This is a genomic window from Cognatiluteimonas weifangensis (assembly GCF_003416885.1).
Lineage (GTDB): Bacteria > Pseudomonadota > Gammaproteobacteria > Xanthomonadales > Xanthomonadaceae > Cognatiluteimonas > Cognatiluteimonas weifangensis.
On record NZ_QVPD01000003.1, the window covers coordinates 111,499 to 130,415 of the forward strand.

17 protein-coding genes are annotated in these 18,917 nt (G+C 74.0%); 14 read left to right on the forward strand and 3 right to left on the reverse strand.

From position 1 onward, the window contains the following. The first annotated feature begins 16 nt into the window (after positions 1-16). Both D0Y53_RS03865 and D0Y53_RS03870 read left to right on the forward strand, forming a co-directional pair. Entirely contained in the window at positions 17-1,288 is a 1,272-nt protein-coding gene (locus D0Y53_RS03865; protein ID WP_233511636.1) for a TCR/Tet family MFS transporter, read from the forward strand. Between the two features lie 185 nt (positions 1,289-1,473). Next, a complete protein-coding gene (locus tag D0Y53_RS03870; protein ID WP_117201891.1) occupies positions 1,474-1,707 on the forward strand; it encodes a hypothetical protein in 234 nt (77 codons plus the stop codon). A gap of 27 nt (positions 1,708-1,734) precedes the next feature. Here D0Y53_RS03870 and D0Y53_RS03875 read toward each other — a convergent pair whose 3' ends face one another. Beyond that, positions 1,735-2,181 (reverse strand): barstar family protein, encoded by a 447-nt coding sequence (locus D0Y53_RS03875; RefSeq protein ID WP_117201892.1) that lies wholly within the window; start codon positions 2,179-2,181, stop codon positions 1,735-1,737. Then, entirely contained in the window at positions 2,178-2,609 is a 432-nt protein-coding gene (locus tag D0Y53_RS03880) for a guanyl-specific ribonuclease (RefSeq protein WP_117201893.1), read from the reverse strand. The genes D0Y53_RS03875 and D0Y53_RS03880 overlap by 4 nt, the downstream gene beginning before the upstream one ends. Positions 2,610-2,870: 261 nt before the next feature. Here D0Y53_RS03880 and scpC point away from each other — a divergent pair, with 261 nt between their 5' ends. The 11 genes from scpC (at position 2,871) to D0Y53_RS03935 (ending at position 17,945) form a co-directional block, all read left to right on the forward strand. Further along, positions 2,871-4,382, forward strand: a complete 1,512-nt coding sequence (gene scpC, locus D0Y53_RS03885; protein WP_117201894.1) for a succinyl-CoA:acetate CoA-transferase ScpC — start codon at positions 2,871-2,873, stop codon at positions 4,380-4,382. A 157-nt stretch (positions 4,383-4,539) separates the two neighbouring features. Continuing rightward, positions 4,540-6,438 carry a M61 family metallopeptidase gene (locus tag D0Y53_RS03890; protein ID WP_117201895.1) on the forward strand — a complete coding sequence of 633 codons (1,899 nt, stop codon included), beginning with the start codon at positions 4,540-4,542 and terminating at the stop codon, positions 6,436-6,438. A gap of 191 nt (positions 6,439-6,629) precedes the next feature. Continuing rightward, complete coding sequence (locus tag D0Y53_RS03895; RefSeq protein ID WP_117201896.1) at positions 6,630-7,817, forward strand: acyltransferase family protein; 1,188 nt, start codon at positions 6,630-6,632, stop codon at positions 7,815-7,817. A 172-nt stretch (positions 7,818-7,989) separates the two neighbouring features. Continuing rightward, positions 7,990-9,042, forward strand: a complete 1,053-nt coding sequence (locus D0Y53_RS03900; RefSeq protein WP_117202059.1) for a L,D-transpeptidase family protein — start codon at positions 7,990-7,992, stop codon at positions 9,040-9,042. Positions 9,043-9,061: 19 nt separating this feature from the next. Then, the gene (locus D0Y53_RS03905; protein ID WP_117201897.1) at positions 9,062-9,901 is read left to right on the forward strand and encodes a murein L,D-transpeptidase catalytic domain family protein; all 840 of its coding nucleotides are present in this window, start codon (positions 9,062-9,064) and stop codon (positions 9,899-9,901) included. A 123-nt stretch (positions 9,902-10,024) separates the two neighbouring features. Continuing rightward, a complete protein-coding gene (locus D0Y53_RS03910; protein WP_117201898.1) occupies positions 10,025-11,221 on the forward strand; it encodes an EAL domain-containing response regulator in 1,197 nt (398 codons plus the stop codon). 9 nt (positions 11,222-11,230) lie between these two features. Then, positions 11,231-14,107 (forward strand): ATP-binding protein, encoded by a 2,877-nt coding sequence (locus tag D0Y53_RS03915; protein ID WP_147318998.1) that lies wholly within the window; start codon positions 11,231-11,233, stop codon positions 14,105-14,107. Between the two features lie 95 nt (positions 14,108-14,202). Further along, entirely contained in the window at positions 14,203-14,832 is a 630-nt protein-coding gene (locus D0Y53_RS03920; protein WP_117201900.1) for a ParA family protein, read from the forward strand. 133 nt (positions 14,833-14,965) lie between these two features. Then, complete coding sequence (locus D0Y53_RS03925) at positions 14,966-15,442, forward strand: SixA phosphatase family protein (protein WP_117201901.1); 477 nt, start codon at positions 14,966-14,968, stop codon at positions 15,440-15,442. Further along, positions 15,439-16,023, forward strand: a complete 585-nt coding sequence (locus tag D0Y53_RS12830; RefSeq protein WP_158550566.1) for a YceI family protein — start codon at positions 15,439-15,441, stop codon at positions 16,021-16,023. The genes D0Y53_RS03925 and D0Y53_RS12830 overlap by 4 nt, the downstream gene beginning before the upstream one ends. Then, positions 16,020-17,945: a phospholipase D family protein gene (locus tag D0Y53_RS03935; RefSeq protein ID WP_117201902.1), complete on the forward strand. Its 1,926-nt coding sequence runs from the start codon at positions 16,020-16,022 to the stop codon at positions 17,943-17,945. Before D0Y53_RS12830 ends, D0Y53_RS03935 begins: the two co-directional genes overlap by 4 nt. Before the next feature lie 184 nt (positions 17,946-18,129). Here D0Y53_RS03935 and D0Y53_RS03940 read toward each other — a convergent pair whose 3' ends face one another. Further along, positions 18,130-18,321, reverse strand: coding sequence for a hypothetical protein (locus D0Y53_RS03940; protein WP_117201903.1), 192 nt, complete (start codon positions 18,319-18,321; stop codon positions 18,130-18,132). A gap of 108 nt (positions 18,322-18,429) precedes the next feature. Here D0Y53_RS03940 and D0Y53_RS03945 point away from each other — a divergent pair, with 108 nt between their 5' ends. Then, on the forward strand, positions 18,430-18,858 hold the full coding sequence (locus tag D0Y53_RS03945; RefSeq protein ID WP_117201904.1) for a hotdog fold thioesterase: 429 nt from the start codon (positions 18,430-18,432) through the stop codon (positions 18,856-18,858). The last annotated feature ends 59 nt before the right edge of the window (positions 18,859-18,917 follow it).

An 18,917-nucleotide genomic window follows, 5' to 3' on the forward strand; every position in this document is an offset into this window, starting at 1 on the left:
ACCCGCAAGGCCCCCCGTGAGCGAGCCGATCCCATCCCTTCCCCCGCAGCCCGCGGGGCCCGCCCGACGCCGCGCCGCGCTCGCCTTCATCTTCGTCACCGTGCTGATCGACGTGCTGGCGTTCGGCGTGATCATCCCGGTGCTGCCGCACCTGATCGAGGATTTCGTCGGCGGCGACACCGCGCACGCGGCGTACTGGGTCGGCGTGTTCGGCACCGTGTTCGCGGCGATCCAGTTCTTCTCCGCGCCGCTGCAGGGGGCGCTGTCGGACCGCTACGGCCGGCGGCCGGTGATCCTGCTGTCGTGCCTCGGGCTGGGCCTGGACTTCGTGTTCATGGCGCTGGCCAATACGCTGCCGTGGCTGCTGCTGGGCCGCGTCGTTTCCGGCATCACCGCGGCCAGCTTCACCACCGCCAACGCCTACATCGCCGACATCACCGCGCCGGAACAGCGCGCCAGGAGCTACGGCTTGATCGGCGCCGCGTTCGGACTGGGCTTCATCGTCGGCCCGCTGCTGGGCGGCTGGCTCGGCGACGTGCACCTGCGCTTGCCGTTCTGGTGCGCCGCCGGGCTGGCGCTGCTGAACTTCGGCTACGGCCTGTTCGTGCTGCCCGAATCGCTGCCGCCGGAGAAGCGCGCGCAGCGGTTCGACTGGTCGCACGCCAACCCGCTGGGCGCGCTGGCGCTGCTGCGGCGCTACCCGCAGGTGTTCGGGCTGGCGGCGGTGGTGTTCATCGCCAACCTGGCGCATTACGTGTACCCGAGCATCTTCGTGCTGTTCGCCGACTACCGCTACGGCTGGGGCCCGCGCGAGGTCGGCTGGGTGCTGGCGGCGGTGGGCGTGTGCAGCGTGATCGTGCAGGCCGGGCTGGTCGGGCGCGCGGTGCGCGCGTGGGGCGAGCGCCGCGCGCTGCTGCTGGGCCTGGCCTGCGGCGCGGCCGGCTTCGCGATCTACGCGGCCGCCGGCCGTGGCTGGATGTTCCTGCTCGGGATTCCGGTCAGCGCGATCTGGGGCCTGGCCGCGCCCGCGACCCAGGCGCTGATCACGCGCCAGGTCGGGCGCGAGGTGCAGGGCCGCATCCAGGGCGCGCTGATGAGCCTGGTGTCGCTGGCCGGGATCGTCGGCCCCGGCATCTTCGCCGGCAGTTTCGGCTGGTGCATCGGGCCGCAGGCGCCGCTGCACCTGCCCGGCGCGCCGTTCCTGATCGCCGCGGGGCTGCTCGGCGGCGCGGTGCTGCTGGCGTGGCGTTACGCGCGCGTGCCGGCGCCGGTGCCGCACGCGGCATAGGCGCCCGGAAGCGCTTCGTCGCGGGCGGGCCGCGGCCGTGCGGCGTGGATCGGGCCGGTGCCGCCCGCGGGTGCGTGCGGCGCGCAGCACGCGGAGGGGAGTGGCGGCAGGCGCCGCGCGCGCCTTCACCCCTGCGCGACACCGCCGCGGCCGACACTGGCCGCCCGTCCCGCCGAGCGCGCGCCATGGCCAGATGCGATGTTTGCGGCAACGACTACGACAAGGCGTTCACCGTCACCACCTTCAACGATAGCGGCACCTTCGACTCGTTCGAATGCGCGATCCAGGCGCTGGCGCCGACCTGCGCGCACTGCGGCTGCCGCATCGTCGGCCACGGCAGCGAGCACGCCGGCGTGTTCTATTGCTGCGCGCACTGCGCCAAGGCCGCGGGCGTACGCGGGATCGACGACCGCATCTGAGCGCGGCGGCGCGGCGCCGGCCCTCGCTCAGTCGGCGTCCAGCGTCGCCAGCGCATCCGCCGGCAGCGGCATCAGCGCCCAGAACGGCTTGCGCTGCCGCGTCCAGGCGGCGGCGGCGTCCTCCAGGATCGCCAGCACGGTGTCGTACAGCTGCGGCTGCGCCGTGCGCCAGGCGTCCACGTGTTCGAGCAGCAGCACGTAGCCCGGCGCCGGCCACCACGACAGGTCGGACAGGCAGTCGGCCAGCGCGTCCCAGTTGCCGCCGAACCATTCCGGAAACTTCAGCGCCCGCGCGAACCGCGCCAGGACGTCGTCCTTGCTCGCGCAGCCGGCGAAATCCAGCGGCGCCAGCGCGAACTCCAGCCCCCGCGCCGCCGCCGCCAGCGACTCGCGGTCGCGGGCGTCGACGTAATACGCGCCGCACTGGCTGGCGTCGGCCAGCAGCGCGCGCAGCGCGACCGCGGCGTCGCTCATGGCGCGCCTCCGGCGTCGCGGTGCGCCGGCGCGGCGATGCGGCGGAAGCTGCGGTAGTGGTCGGCGCTGTAGAAGAACTCCACCGGCGGGTCGCCGCCGGCGACGATGCGGCGTGCGCCGCGGTCGTGCGCTCCCGGCGTGGCCACCGTGTATTCGCGGTAGTAGCCGCGCGGCTGTGGCGGCAGCAGGCGCTCGCGGTTGCCGAACGTGCCGCCGTCCTGGCGATGCGGGAACGGCCCGCCGCGCTGGATCCGCTGCAGCGTGGCCAGTGCTTCCGGCGGCAGGTCGGCCGGCCATGGCGTGCGCGCGGTGGGCGCTTCGGTCGCGACCGGAAGTGTCGGCGCGGAAGCGGCTGTCGGCGCCCGCGGCGGCCCCAGCCACCACGCCGCCAGCGCCAGCGCCACCACCATCCAAGCGTATCGACGCATGCGGCCCTTCCCGTGCGGATCGCGCGAGTCTAGCCCAGGCATGCCGCGTCGACGGGGTCCGTCCACCTCAGCCGCAGCCGGTCCCGACGGTGGCCTCGCGCGCGATCACGGGCGGCGGGTTCCTGGCCATGGCGATCCTCCGGGGCGCAACGGACCGCCAGCATCGCCCCGACGGCGTGTGCCGCGCGTCAACCGTCGGCGTGGCCGACGGCGTGCCGCCGCGCCGTAGACTGGTGGCACCGCCGCATCCCGGAGGCCGCCATGTCCGACCGCATCCTCGACCCGCGGCTGCGTGCGCGGCTGATGTCCGCGGCCGACGCCGCGGCGCTGATCCGGCCCGGCGACACCGTGGCCATGAGCGGCTTCACCGGCGCCGGCTATCCCAAGGCGGTGCCGCAGGCGCTGGCCGCGCGCATGCAGCAGGCGCACGCCGCCGGCCAGGCGTTCCGGGTGCAGGTGCTCACCGGCGCCTCCACCGCGCCCGAACTCGACGGCGTGCTGGCCCACGCCCGCGGCATGGAGTTGCGCCTGCCGTACCAGTCCGACCCGACCCTGCGCGCGCAGATCAACGCCGGCACCCTGGACTACATCGACATCCACCTCAGCCACGTCGCGCAATACACCTGGTTCGGGTTCTTCGGCCCGGTCGAGGTGGCGCTGGTGGAGGTCGCCGGCATCCGCGCCGACGGCCGCCTGGTACCCTCGTCCTCGGTCGGCAACAACAAGACCTGGCTCGACCAGGCCGAGCAGGTGATCCTGGAGGTCAACGCCTGGCAGCCGGCGGCGCTGGAGGGCATGCACGACATCTACTACGGCACCGCGCTGCCGCCGCAGCGCAAGCCGATCCCGCTGCTGGCCGCCGACGACCGCATCGGCGAGCCGTACCTGCGGGTGGATCCGGCCAAGGTCGTGGCCGTGGTCGCGACCGACGCGCCCGACCGCAACTCGCCGTTCGCCGCGCCCGACGCGACCTCGCAGCGCATCGCCGGCCACCTGCTGGAATTCCTCGCCCACGAGCGCCGCCGCGGCCGCCTCGGCGACACCCTGCTGCCGCTGCAGTCGGGCGTGGGCAACATCGCCAACGCGGTGCTCGCCGGCCTGGCCGAGGGCGGCTACCGCGACCTGACCGCGTTCACCGAGGTGATCCAGGACGGCATGCTGCGGCTGCTGCGCGAGGGCGTGCTGCGGGTGGCCTCGGCGACCTCGTTCTCGCTCAGCCCCGACGGCATCGCCGAGTTCAACGCCAACGTCGACTTCTACCGCCAGCGCATCGTGCTGCGGCCGCAGGAGATCTCCAACCATCCGGAACTGATCCGGCGCCTGGGCTGCATCGCCATGAACGGCATGCTCGAGGCCGACCTGTACGGCAACGTCAACTCCACCCACGTCGCCGGCAGCCGGATCATGAACGGCATCGGCGGCAGCGGCGACTTCGCCCGCAACGGCTACCTGTCGGTGTTCATGTCGGCGAGCACCGCCAAGGGCGGCGCGATCTCCAGCCTGGTGCCGATGGTCAGCCACGTCGACCACACCGAGCACGACGTGATGGTGCTGGTCACCGAGCAGGGCCTGGCCGACCTGCGCGGACTCTCGCCCAAGCAGCGGGCGCGGCTGGTGATCGAGCGCTGCGCGCATCCGGACTACCGGCCGCTGCTGCAGGACTACTTCGACCGCGCCTGCCGCGAGAGCTACGGCAAGCACACCCCGCACCTGCTCAGGGAGGCCTTGAGCTGGCACCAGCGGTTCGTGGAAACGGGATCGATGCGCCCCTGAGAACGCCGCCACTGGCGCCGTGCACGGCGGCGTCCGGGGGCGGTGTCGCCGGCAGCGCGGCTGGCGATCCTCGCCGCGCGCTCCGTGCCTTTTGGCAGGGGCGGCGCGGCGCGCGGCCGCTAGGATGGAACGCTGTCCGTCCGCCGGGGGAATTCCGATGTCGTATCGCCGCCTTGCCGTGTCCGTCCTCGCGCTCGCCTTCGCCGGCGCCCTGCAGGCCGCGGTGCCGGCGCCGCAGGACACCCCGTACGCGCCGGGCACGATCAAGGTCGAGGTCGACGCCACCAACCTGGCGCAGCGCATCTTCCGCGTGACCCAGACCATCCCGGTGCAGCCCGGCGCGCTGACCCTGCTGTATCCGGAATGGATCCCCGGCGGGCATTCGCCGCGCGGGGCGATCGACAAGGTCGCCGGCATCACCTTCGTCGCCAACGGGCAGAAGCTGGCGTGGACCCGCGACCCGCTCGACGTGCACGCGTTCCACCTCACCGTGCCCGAAGGCGTGCAGACGATCACCGCGCAGTTCGACTTCCTCACCGCGACCGACCGCGCGCAGGGCCGCGTGGTGATGACCCCGCAGATGCTCAACCTGCAGTGGATCTCCACGCTGCTGTATCCGGCCGGGCACTACGCGGCGCAGATCCGCTTCGATCCGCGCGTGACCTACCCGGCCGGCTGGACCGCGTTCACCGCGCTGGCGGTCGAGGGGCGCACCGGCGACACCGTCGACTACGAGGACGTGCCGCTGGACATCCTCGCCGACTCGCCGGTGTACGCCGGCCGCCACGCCCGGCAGATCGACCTGACTCCGGCCGGCAGCGCGGTGCCGGTGCGGCTGGGCGTGATCGCCGACGCCGCCAAGTACCTGGAGACCAAGCCGAAGCAGATCGCGCAGCACCAGGCGATGGTGGCGCAGGCGCTGAAGCTGTTCGGCGCCCAGCACTACGACCATTACCAGTTCCTGTTCTCGCTGTCCGCGCAGATGGGCGGCAACGGCCTGGAGCACCAGCGTTCCAGCGAGAACGGCGTGGGCACCGACTATTTCACCGGCTGGAACGAGAAGGCCGGCTTCACCGACCTGCTGGCGCACGAGTTCGTGCACTCCTGGAACGGCAAGTACCGGCGTCCGGCCGACCTGTGGACGCCGAACTACAACGTGCCGATGCAGGACTCGCTGCTGTGGGTGTACGAGGGCCAGACCCAGTACTGGGGCAACGTGCTCGCCGCGCGCGGCGGCCTGCGCCCGCCGGAGGCTTCGCGCGACGCGCTGGCGCTGGTCGCGGCGACCTACGCCGACAACCGCCCGGGCCTGGCCTGGCGCAACGTGCAGGACACCACCAACGACCCGATCATCGCCTCGCGCGCGCCGCGTGCCTACCGCAACTACCAGATGAGCGAGGACTACTACTCGGCCGGGCAGCTGATCTGGCTCGAGGCCGACGCGCTGATCCGCAACCGCAGCCACGACCGCAAGTCGCTGGACGATTTCGCCCGCGCCTTCTTCGGCGTCAACGACGGCGAATGGGCGGTGCAGGACACCTACACCTTCGACGACGTGGTCGCGACCCTCGATGCGGTGCTGCCGTACGACTGGGCCACGTTCCTGCGCGACCGCCTGGACGGCCGCGTCGGCCTCACCGGCGGGCTCGAAGCCAGCGGCTGGAAGCTGGTGTACGAGGACACGCCCAACGCCTACGCCAAGGCGCGGATGAAGGACGCCCGCGGCGGCGCCGACTTCGTGTATTCGCTGGGGCTGACGCTGGACAAGGACGGCGCCATCGGCGACGTGCGCTGGGACAGCCCGGCGTTCGATGCCGGCCTGGGCAGCGGCACCACGCTGGTGGCGGTCAACGACCAGGCCTACGCGCCGGAAGTGCTGGAGGACGCGGTCAAGGCGGCGGCCAATGGCAACGCACCGATCCGCCTGCTGGTGAAGGAGTTCGACCGCTATCGCACGGTCGTCCTCGACTACCGCGGCGGCCTGCGCTATCCGCACCTGCAGCGGATCGACGGTGTCCCGGACCGGCTGTCGCGGATCTTCGCCGCACGCAAATGACCTAGCGCCCCGACCCCCGCGGCCGGGAACGCAGCCGCCCGCGGCGGCGGCGGCGGCCGGCGCGGTTCCCGCCGCGAACCCCGCCGTTCGCGGGGACCGGGAAGCGGGGCACGCCGACCTTCCGCCGTCGCTGGCTTTCCTCCACGCCCGAGCGCGGCCGCCGCCGCGCCGGCCGCACCCGCCGCCCCGCCATGCCCGACGCCGCACCGTCCGCCGCCGCCTTCCCCCGCAACCCCGGCATCGACGCGCTGCGCGGGCTGTCGATCCTGCTGGTGGTGCTGCATCACCTCGCGCTGCGGATCCCGCTCAAGCAGACCGCACTCGCGGACTTCGTGCCCGGGCGCCTCCTCGCGGCCCTGAGCTGGAACGGCTACAGCGCGGTGTTCGTGTTCTTCGTGATCTCCGGATTCCTGATCGCCACGCATGCGCTCGGCCGCTGGGGCGCGCTGGCGCGGATCGATGCGCGCGCTTTCTACCTGCGCCGCGCCGCTCGCATCCTGCCGCTGCTGCTGGCGTTGCTGGCGGTGCTGTCCGTGCTGCACCTGGCTGGGACACCCGATTACGTGATCGCGGGTGCGCAGCAGTCGCTCGGGCGCGCGCTGCTGGCGGCGCTGGGGCTGCACCTGAACTGGTACGAGGGCGTCACCGGCTACCTGCCCGGCAACTGGGACGTGCTGTGGTCGCTGTCGATCGAGGAGGCGTTCTATCTCGGCTTTCCGCTGGCCTGCCTGCTGCTGCGCGATGCGCGGGTGCTGTTCGCGGCGCTGCTGCTGGGCGCCGTGTCGCTGCCGCTGGCGCTGGCGGCGCTCGCGGGCAGCAACGAGATCTGGCAGGAGAAGGCCTATCTGCCGGGCATGGCCGCGATCGCGGCGGGCGTCTGCGCCGCGCTGACGGCAGCCCGGGTGCGGCCACGGCGGGCGCTGGCCGGCGCGTTGTGCGGGCTGGGCGGCGGCGGTCTGGCCGCGGCGCTGCTGTGCGGGCCGTGGCTGTGGCGCGCGCTGGGCAACGGCACGATGCTGCTGCTCACGCTGTCCGTCGCCGTCCTGCTGGTCGGGCTGCACTGGCGCCAGCAGCTGGCGCCGCGCGCCGGTCGTCGCGGCCTGGGCTGGCTGCGGGTGCAGGGGCGGTTGAGCTACGAGATCTATCTGACCCACATGTTCGTGGTGTTCGCGGTGGTCGCCCTGTTCCGGGCCGCCGGCGCGGATTTGCGCAGCGGCTTCTGGTGGTATCTGCCGGCGGTGGCGCTGTGCTGGGCGCTCGGGGCGCTGCTGGCGCGCTATTTCACCGACCCCTGCGATCGCGCCATCCGCCGGCGTTGGCTGCGTCCGCCCGGGCCGGCGCGGTCCGCGGCGCCGGCCGAAGCCGAGTCGGCGGCCTGACGCGGGCCCGTCGTGCCGGCCGTCGTCGCCAGCGCACGCGCTGGCCGGCGGGAACCGTCGCGGCCTGACGGCGGCCGCATGCAAGCGTTGCGGCGGCTGCCGCATGCCTGCCGCGCCGCGACGGTTGACCCGGATCAAGATCCGCGCGCCGCGTCCTGCGCAGACTGTCGCCATGGGTCTTGCACGCCTCGTCCCCGTTGCGCGCGCACGCCGCTGGCTGGCGCGCGTGCTGCTGCTGGTCGCGGCGTTGCCGGCGGTGGCGGCCGAGCCGGTGCTGGCGCCGGGCGAATTCGTGTGGATGCCGCAGCTGGCGCCGAGCGGGCCGGTGGTGGTGGTGGTCAGCCTGCCGGAGCAGCGCGCCCACGTGTACCGCAACGGCGTGCGCATCGGCGTGTCGACGGTGAGCACCGGGATGCCCGGGCACGAAACCCCGACCGGCGTGTTCACCATCCTGGAGAAGCGCCGTGAGCACTACTCCAACCTCTACGACAACGCGCCGATGCCGTTCATGCAGCGGCTGACCTGGGACGGGATCGCGCTGCATGCCGGCAAGCTGCCGGGCTATCCCGCCTCGCACGGCTGCGTGCGCCTGCCGTACAAGTTCTCCGAGTTGCTGTTCGCGACCACCGCGCGCGGCATGACCGTGGTGATCGCCGACGCCGTCTCGCACGCGCCCAGCGTGACCTATCCGGGCTGGTTCGCGCCGGTGGCGCCGGGCACCGGGCAGCCGCGGCCGGCGCCGGCGGTCGGCATCGCCGGCTACCGCTGGCAGCCGGAGCTGGCGCCGGACGGGCCGCTGACGGTGGTCCTGAGCCTGCGCGACGGCGCCCTCGCGGTGCTGCGCCAGGGTGTGGAAATCGGCCGCGCGCCGGTGCGCTGGCAGGGCCCGGCGTTTACCGGTACCCGCGCCTGGGTGTTGCTGGACGGCAACGGCAGCGGCGCCAGCACGCTGGCGCCGGGCCGCCCGGCGCGGCGCTGGATGGAGGCGACCGCCGCCGCGCCGGACGCGGGCGCCGATGCGCTGGTCGCTGCAGTCCGCGACGGCCGGTTGCAGCTGGCGCCGGCGTTCGCCGCGGCGCTGTACGACGCGCTGGCGCCGGGCGCGACCCTGGTGGTGACCGGCGAGGCCCTGGGGCCGCAGGTGGCCGCGCAGGTCGATGCCGCCGCCGACCGGACCGTGCTCGAGGCCGAGCCCGCGCCCCCGGTTCAGCCGGCCGGCGACTGAGGCCGCTATCCTGCGGCGCATGTCGCGTTTTCATCTTGCCCTGAGCGGGCTGACGGCGGTCGTGCTGGCCGCCAGCAGCGCCTCCGCGCCGCGCGCGGCGACCGCCGCCACCGCGCGGCCGCCTGCACCCGCGGCCGCGCCGGCCCCGCACCCGGCATCCGTATCGGCGCCGACCGCCGAGGACCGCAACGCCGCGCTGCTGGCGCGGCTGTCGCGGCTGGCCCCGGCTGCCGACCGCGGCGTGCTGGCGCTGGCGCTGGAAGCGCGCAGCTGCGCGCTGGCCGCCGGCGACATCGCCGACGCGCCGCGGCTGGCGGTGATCGACTACACCCGGCCCTCGACCCAGCCGCGGTTGTGGGTGTTCGACCTGCACCGCGGCACGTTGCTGTACGACGAGCACGTCGCCCACGGCCGCGGCAGCGGCGAGAATCTCGCCACCGCATTTTCCAACCGCGACGGCAGCCACCAGAGCAGCCTCGGCCTGTTCGCCACCGCCGACACCTACGTCGGCGGCAACGGCTACTCGCTGCGCATGGACGGGCTCGACCCCGGCTTCAACGACAACGCCCGCCGGCGCCTGATCGTGATGCACGGCGCCGCTTACGTGAACCCGGCGCAGGCGCGGCGCCAGGGCCGGCTGGGCCGCAGCTGGGGCTGCCCGGCGCTGCGCCCGCAGGTGGCGCGCGCGGTGATCGACACGCTCAAGCAGGGCCAGCTGCTGTTCGCCTACGCCGACGAGGCCGAGTGGCTGTCGGGCTCGCGCTGGTTCGGCTGCAGCGGCCGCAGCGCGCGCGAGATCCTGGCCCGGGCGCGCGCCCGCGGCGGCGGCGACGGGCTGCTGGCGACCGCCGCGCGCTGACGCGCGCCACTCGCATCGCCGCCTTGCCGCGCGTCGCGCGCGCCGTCCACCCCCCGGTGGCCACCACGCCACCCCCGCGCTGGAGTACGCTGGCCGGACGACGGGCATCCTCGGGGAGGTGCGATGACCCTGCCGGTACTGCAGGTGATGGTGGTCGAGGACCACGGCTTCCAGCGCCGGATGGCGCTGCGGCTGCTGGCCGAGCTCGGCATCCAGGCCGTGCACGAGGCCGCCGACGGCATCGCCGCGCTGGAGTTGCTGCAGCGCCTGGCGCAGCCCCCGGACGTGGTGCTGGTGGATCTGGACATGCCGGGCATGGACGGCGTGGAGTTCATCGGCCATGTCGCCCAGCAGCGGCTGGCGCGCGGCGTCGCCCTGGTCAGCGCGCTCGACGCCGCACTGCTCAACACCGTGCAGACCATGGCCCGCGCCTACGGCCTGCACGTGCTGGGCAGCGTCGAGAAGCCGCTGACCGCGGACAAGCTGCGCGTGGTGCTGGCCAGCTACGAGAGCCGCCGCCAGGAGCGCGACGACGAGGAGCCGGTCGAGGTCGGCCTGGAGGACATCCGCGCGGCGCTGCGCGAGGACGAGCTGCAGCCGTGGTTCCAGCCGCAGGTGGAATTCGGCAACGGCCACGCGGTGTCGGTGGAGGCGCTGGCGCGCTGGCAACGTCGCGACGGCCGCATCGTGCGGCCGCTGCAGTTCATCCCGCTGCTCGAGCGCGAGGGCCTGGCGCCGCAGCTGACCGACCGCATGCTGGAGCAGTCCTGCCGCTGGAAGCGGCGCTGGGAGGACGACGGCCTGCACCTGAAGCTGTCGGTCAACGTGTCGCCGTCCACGCTCGCCGATCCGGCCGCTCCCGACCACTACCAGCAGATCGTGCAGGACCACGGCGTGGACCCGGGCGAGGTGATGCTGGAGATCACCGAAAGCTCGCTGATGGCCGACGCCGCGCGCGGGCTCGGGGTGCTGGCACGGCTGCGGCTGAAGGGCTTCGGCCTGTCGATCGACGATTTCGGCACCGGCTATTCGTCGCTGGCGCAGCTCTCGCGGATCCCCTTCACCGAACTCAAGATCGACCAGGGTTTCGTCTCCGGCGCGCACGCCGAGCCGCGCAAGCGCGCGGTGATCGAGGCCAGCCTGGAGCTGGCGCGCAAGCTGCAGCTGCAGGTCGTGGCCGAGGGCGTGGAAACCACCGAGGAGTGGCAGATGCTGGCCGAGCTGGGCTGCGGCGTCGCCCAGGGCTACCTGATCGCACGGCCGGTCCCCGGCGCGGAGCTGGCGGCGGCGGTCGCGCGCTGGCGGCGCCCGGAGCACTGAGCCGCGGCGGTGCGTCTGGGCCCGGCCAACCCGAGCATCCGCCGCCAGTTGCTGGCACTGTTCGGCCTGCTGCTGCTGGCCGGCGCCGCGGTGCTGCTGCTGGACGAGATCGCGCAGCACCGCGCGCGACAGTCGCTGCGCGCGCTGGAGACGCAGTCGCTGGGGCGGCTGCACGCGCTCAAGGCGGTCGCCGACGGCTACAGCCTGGGCGTGGTCGACACCACCTTCAAGGTCCGCAACTACCTGATCGACTGGCCCGACGGCGTGGCCGCGCTGGACCGCGCACACGCCGCGATCCAGCGCCACTGGCGCGAGCTGGAGGCGATGCCGCGGACGCCGGCGCAGCAGCGGCTGTTCGCGCAGACCGCGCAGGCGCGGCTGCGGGCCGACCGCGCCACGGTCGAGCTGCGCGCGATTCTGGTGCAGCAGGACATCGCCGCGCTCGGCCGTTTCGCCGACGGCGCGCTGTATCCGGCGATCGATCCGGTCGCCACCCGGCTGCAGACGCTCAGCGACCAGGCGATGCTGCAGGCGCAGGCCAAGGTCCGCGCCGAGGTGCGCCGCGGCTACCGCGACAGCGCGCTGCGCATCGGCCTGTCGCTGCTGGCGCTGCTGGTGGCGACGCTGGCCGGGCAGCGGATCCTGCGCGACGCCTACCGCGGCATCGAGGCCCTGACCCGGCTGGCGCAACGCATGCGCGAGCACGACTACGTGGCCGCGCCCGGCGCGCGCCCGCGCGGCGAGTTCGGCGAGGTGATGGATGCGTTCCTGGACATGCGCTCGGACGTGCTCAAGTTCGAGGCCGAGCTCACCGACCAGCTGGTGCGCAACGAGCGCGTACGCGAGGCGCTGGAACAGCGCGAGGCGTTCCAGCGCTCGCTGCTGGACGCGGCGCAGACCGCGATCGTGGCGGCCGACGAGCACGGCACGGTCACCCGGATCAACCCGTTCGCCGAGCGCCTGCTGGGCTGGCCCGCGGCCGACCTGCTGGGGCGGCGGCAACTGCACGAGCTGTTCGAGCCGGACTCGCTGCAGGCGCTGGCGCAGAGCCTGTCGCGTGCCGGCGGTGGCGACGTGGCCCCCGGCTGGGACGCGCTGCAGCGGCTGGCCGCGCGCAAGCAGGCGCCGCGCGAGATGGCGCTGCGCAACCGCCGCGGGCGCGCGCTGCCGGTGCTGCTGGCGCTGTCGCCGATGCACGACGACGCCGGCCAGCCGCTGGGGCTGCTGCTGGTGGCCACCGACCTGTCGGCGCTCAAGCGCCTGGAGCACGCGCTGCGCGACAGCGAGGCGCGGGCGCGCGAGGCCAACCACGCCAAGAGCGCGTTCCTGGCGGCGATGAGCCACGAGATCCGCACCCCGATGATCGGCGTCACCGGCATGGTCGAGGTGCTCTCGCACACCGCGCTGGACACCGAGCAGCGGCGCGCGCTCAACGTGATCCAGTCCTCGGCGCAGTCGCTGCTGCAGATCATCGGCGACATCCTCGACTTCTCCAAGATCGAGGCCGGGCGGCTGGACCTGCAGCCGGCGGCCACCAGCCTGGCGCGGGTGCTGCACAGCGTGGTCGCCAACTTCAGCGGTTCGGCCTCGAGCAAGGGCCTGACCCTGACCTGCAGCGTCGACGAGCGGGTGCCGCCGGCGCATTACGCCGACGCGTTGCGGCTGCGGCAGATCCTCGGCAACTTCCTTTCCAACGCGATCAAGTTCACCGAGGCCGGCTCGGTGCAGGCGGTGCTGGAATGGCGCGGCGGCGATCCGCGCGACGACCTGGCGCACGGCCGCGACCTGCTGAGCTTCCGCGTCACCGACACCGGCATCGGCATCAGCGAAGAGGCGCAGGCGCGGCTGTTCCAGCCGTTCTCGCAGGCCGAGGGCGACACCACCCGCCGCTTCGGCGGCACCGGCCTGGGGCTGGCGATCTGCCGCCGGCTGGCCGAGCTGATGGGCGGCGAGGTCGGCCTGGAAAGCGTGCCGGGGCTGGGCACCACGCTGCGGCTGACGCTGACGCTGCCGCGCGCGCCGCTGGCGGAGGTCGGGCCGGAAGCCGCCGCCGCCCCGGCGGCGACCGGGCTCGCCGTGCGCCGCCTGCCCACGGTCGCGGAAGCCGAGCGCGAGCGCAGCCTGGTGCTGCTGGTCGACGACCATCCGACCAACCGCATGGTGATCGCGCGCCAGCTGGCGCTGGCCGGCTACGCCAGCGAGGCCGCCGAGGACGGCGCCGCGGGCCTGGAGCAATGGCGCAGCGGGCGTTTCGCGCTGCTGCTGTCGGACGTGCACATGCCGCGCCTGGACGGCTACGAACTCGCCCGCCGGATCCGCGCCGAGGAAGCGCGCGACGGCCGCGCACGCACCCCGATCGTGGCCCTGACCGCCTCGGCGCTGAAGGGCGAAGCCGAGCGCTGCCTGGCCGCCGGCATGGACGACTACCTGGCCAAGCCGGTCGGGATTCCGGCGCTGACCGCGGCGCTGCGACGCTGGCTGCCGCACACCGCACCGCCGGAACCGGCAGCGGATGCGGCGCCGGCGCCGTTGCCGCAGCTGGCGCACCCGCCGGCGCTGGACCCGGCCACGCTGGACGCGCTCACCGGCGGCGACCCGGCCGAAGCGCGCACCCTGCTGGACGATTTCCTCGCCAGCACGGCGCAGGACCTGGCCGCGCTGGAAGCCGCGTGCGCGGCCGGCGACCTGGCCGCACTGACCCGGCAGGCGCACAAGATCAAGGGCGCCGCGCGCATGATCGGCGCGCCCGAGCTGGCGCAGACCGCGGCCGCACTGGAAGCCGCCGGCCGCGGCGGCACCTGGGCACCGCTGCCGTCGCTGGCCGCGGACCTGGCCACCGCGGCCGAGCGCCTGCGCCGCTACGTCGGCGAGCGCTACCCGCGCTGAGCCGCGCGTGGCCGCCGGGCGCGGGCGCGGACACCGCCGCGCGGGCCGTGGCGCGGTGTTAGGCTGCGGACTTCGTGTTCATGGCGGAGGCGCGGATGAAAACGATCGTGGTGGCCAGTTCCAAGGGCGGGGTCGGCAAGTCCACCATCGCCACCCACCTCGCGGCGCAGGCGGCGCTGTCCGGCCAGCGTACGGTGCTGGTCGACGCCGATCCGCAAGGTTCCGCCACGCGCTGGGCGCAACGCCGCGCCGGCCTCGACAGCGCGGTGCTGCCGATCGACGGCAGCGCGGGCCGCGGCTGGCAGCGGCAACTGCCGCAGGACACGCAGACGCTGGTGGTCGATGCCGCGGCCGGGGCGATGGCGCCGGCGCTGGCGCCGTTCCTGGAGCGCGCCGACGCGGTGCTGGTGCCGGTGCTGCCGTCCACGCTCGACATCGAGGCCACGGTGCCGTTCCTGGACACCCTGGCCAGGACCGCGCGCGTGCGCCGTGGCGAGCTGCGCGTGGGTCTGGTCGGCAACAAGCTGCGGCCGTGGACCAACGCCTCGCAGCAGGCGCTGGACCTGTGGCGACAGTGGCCGTATCCGCTGGCGGCGCAATTGCGCGACAGCCAGGCGTATGCGCTGCTGACCGGACTGGGCAAGAGCCTGTTCGACTACCACTCCGCGCAGGTGCGCGAGCACCAGGACGACTGGCAGCCGCTGCTGCGCTGGTTGCGCAAATAGCGGGCGTGGCCGGGCGCGCACCGCGCCTGCACGCCGCCATGGCTGCGGCGATGGCATCATCGCCGCGTGCCCGCGGCCGGCGGCGACAGCCCGCCGCACCGCCGCTCCGTTTCTTCCTGCCCGGTCTCCTGCGATGCGCGAACTGATCCTGCTGCGTCATGCCCATGCCGAACCGGCCAGCGCCGGCCAGGCCGACCTCGATCGGCCGCTGTCGCCCGAGGGCCTGGCCGAAGCCGAGGCCGCCGGGCGCTGGCTGGCCGCGCAGGGCCTGATTCCCGACTGCGTGCTGTGCTCGCCGGCGCGGCGCACGCGCGAGACCCTGGAAGCGGTGCTGGGCGCGATCGGCTACGTCGAGCAGCGGCTGGAGGACGGCATCTACGAGGCCACCGCCGGCACCCTGGCGGCGCTGGCCGACAGCCAGCGCGAGGCCGAGCGGCTGCTGCTGGTGGGCCACAATCCCGGGCTGGAACACCTGGCCGCGCTGCTGCACAGCGGCCAGTCCGGCGACTACCGCGGCCTGCCGCCCGGCGCGATCGTGGTGCTGGGCTTGCCCGCCGATGCGCCGATCGAACCCGGGAGCGCGACCCTCTCCGCCTTCTGGTGGCCGTGAGCCAGCGCTGGCGGCCGGTCCGCTGGCTCGGCGCCTGCTGCTGGGGCGCGTTGCTGCTCGCGGCCGCGACGCTGGCCGCGGCCGCGGAGATCGACGGCGCCGCCTCGCACGCGGGGTTCAGCCTGCAGACGCGCTGGGGCCAGACCCTGCAGGGCCGCTTCCCGAGCGTGCGCGGCGAGGTCGACACGCTCGCCGACGGCCGCCGCCGCGTCCGCCTGGAGCTGGCCACCGGCGACGTCGAGATCCTCGGCCATCCCGGCTACACCCGCTTCACCCGCGGCCAGGGGTTCTTCGCCGCCGCGCGCTGGCCGCAGGTCGAATTCCTCTCCGACCCCTATCCGCCGGCGCTGCTGCAGCACGGCGGCACGCTGGGCGGCAGTCTGCGCATCCGCGGCATCGCGCGGCACACGGTGTTCCTGATCGAGCCGGCGACCTGTGCGCGCCCGGGGCGCGACTGCGACGTGGTCGCCGGCGGCCGCATCCGCCGCAGCGACTTCGACATGGGCCGCTGGCGGGTCGCGATCTCCGAGGAGGTGGCCTTCGCGCTGCGGATCCGGCTGCGCGCGGACGGCGGGGCATGAGCCGCGGCCGCCATGCGCTCGCCCTGCTGCTGGCGCTGGCCTGCGCCGCCTGCGCGACGTTGTCGCCGGCGCAGCGCACGCACAGCGCGCAGATCGCGCAGGCAGCCCGCGCGACCGCGCTGGACTGCGACCGCGCCGATGCCTGCGCGCGGCCCTCGTCGCTGCACCGGCTCGGCGCGCGCGCGTTCGCGCAGAGTGCGCCGGGCGCGCCGCGGCACTACGCGCTGCTGCTGGACCAGGGCCAGGACGCGCTGCTGGCGCGGATCGACCTGATCCGCAGCGCCCGTACCAGCATCGACCTGCAGACCTACATCTTCGACGAGGACGACGCCGGCCACCTGTTCCTGGACGAGCTGCTGGCCGCGGCGCGGCGCGGGGTGCGGGTGCGGCTGCTGGTCGACCAGCTGTCGGCGCTCAAGCGCGTGGATACCCTGGCCGCGCTGGCCGGCGCGCACGCGAATTTCTCGCTGCGGATCTACAACCCGGTGCTGGGCCGCGCGCGCCTGAGCTATCCGCAGTATCTGCTGGCCGCGGCCTGCTGCTGGCAGCGGCTCAACCAGCGCATGCACAGCAAGCTGCTGCTGGTCGACGGCACGGTCGGGATCACCGGCGGGCGCAACTACCAGGACGACTACTACGACTGGAACGACGAGTACAACTTCCGCGACCGCGACGTGCTGGTCGCCGGCCCGGTGGCGCAGGCGATGGCCGCCAACTTCCAGGCGTTCTGGGACGACGAGCGCAGCCTGCCGCCGGCGCAGCTGCACGATGTCGGCCGGCGCCTGCTGCGCAGCGGGGTGCCGGCGCTGCCGCAGGCGCCGTTCGAGCATCCGCGGCGGGTGGCGCAGGTCGCGCGCGCGGCCGACGACAGCGCCCGCATCGATGCGCTGGCCGCGGCCGCGCTGCCGGTCGGTGCGGTCGCCTACATCGCCGACCTGCCGCGCAAGCACCGCGCCGAGCAGCCGCTGCCGGCGCCGGCCAGCGGCGAACTGCGCACGCTGATCGAGTCCGCGCGCGACGAGGTGCTGCTGCAGACGCCCTACCTGGTGCTGTCGCAGCCGGCGCAGGACCTGTTCCGTGCGCTGCACCGGCGCGCGTCGCCGCCGCGGGTGATCGTCTCGACCAACTCGCTGGCGTCGACCGACTCGTTCATCACCTACGCGCTGTCCTACAAGTACAAGCGCCGCTACCTGCGCGATTTCGGCTTCGAGATCCACGAGTTCAAGCCGTTCCCGGCCGACGCGCCGATCGACCTGGCCGCCACCGGCGCGACCCTGCCGCCGGTGCCCAGCGAGGAGGAGATCGCGCAGGCACGGGCGCGGCTGCTGGCGGCGCGTGCCGACGACGGCGCGCACGCGCAGCGCTACCGGCGTCCGCTGCAAAGCGAGTACGCGGCGCTGCGCTACGCCCGCCGCAGCGCCAACGAACGCGTGCCGCTGGCGCGCGCCGGGGTGCGCATCGGCTTGCATGCCAAGTCGCTGGTGGTGGACGAGCGCGTCGGCGTGGTCGGCACCCACAATTTCGATCCGCGCAGCGACCACTACAACACCGAGAGCGCGGTGGTGATCGACGATCCCGCATTCGCCCGGGCGCTGGCGGCCAGCATCCGCCGCGACATCGCCCCGGGCAACGCCTGGACCATCGCCCGGCGCCCGGACCCGCCGCTGTTCTCGGGGCTGGAATACACGCTGGCGAAGATCTCGGAGCGGATGCCGATCTTCGACCTGTGGCCGGTGCGCTACGCCACCAGCTACGAATTCGTGCCCGGGCCGGACTGCCCGGCGCCGCGCTCGCCGTTCGATCCGGCGTTCGGCGTCTGCCACCGGCCGGTGGGGGATTTCCCCGAGGTCGCGCTCGGCCTGAAGCCGCTGCTGACCCGGATCTTCACCGCCTTCGGTGCGGGTCTGGCGCCGATCCTGTAGTGCGGCCGGTGGTCGCGGCGCAAGGCGCCGGTCATGCCTGTGTCCCGCCGCCTCGGCGCGTGGCCGCAAGCTGGCCTGCGGCCGGGCGACAACGCCGGTCCGCACGTGCCGAGGCTGCGGGCGGACGGTAAGCAAGCGGCCGACGCGACATGGGGGAGGGCCGTCGCGCCGGCCGCTTGCGGACTCAGCCGCAGCGGAACCGTGGCTGGCCCTGCCAGCCCTGCGCGTAGTGGCGGTCGCTGGCGTAGCCGCTGCTGTTGCCGTAGCCCACGCCCGGCTCGCGCTCGCGGTAGACGGCGCGGCGGGCCGCCGGCGGGGGCGCGGCCGGCCGGACCAGGCGGAACTCGGGGACGAGGTTGCGGGGGTGGCGGGTCATGGCGGCGGTTCCTGAAGCCCAGATGAACTGGTGTGGTAGTAATCTACAACACCAAGACTATCGTCGAACGTGCCGGAGGTCACCCCACCGATGGCCTATCCTTGCCGCATGACCTTGTTCCGTCGCGCCACCACCCTCGCCGAGCTCAACGCTTTGTCCGAGGGCACCGCGATGCGCCCGCTGGGCATCGAGTTCACCGAGCTGGGCCCGGACTACCTGCGGGCGACGATGCCGGTCGACGCCCGCACCCGCCAGCCGTACGGCCTGCTGCACGGCGGCGCCTCGGTGCTGCTGGCCGAGACCCTGGGCAGCAGCGCCGGCGGCCTGTGCGTGGAGGAGGGCCAGGGCGTGGTCGGGATCGAGATCAACGCCAACCACCTGGCGGCGGTGCGCGAGGGCACGGTCACCGGCACCGCGCGGCCGCTGCACGTGGGCCGCAGCACCCAGGTCTGGGAAATCCGCATCGAGGACGCGCACGGGCGCCTGGTCTGCATCTCGCGGCTGACGCTGGCGGCGGTGCCGCTGCGCGCGCGCTGACCGCGCGGCCGCAACCCGGCCGGATTTGCGTTCATTCTCGATTGACGCACCGGCGGCCG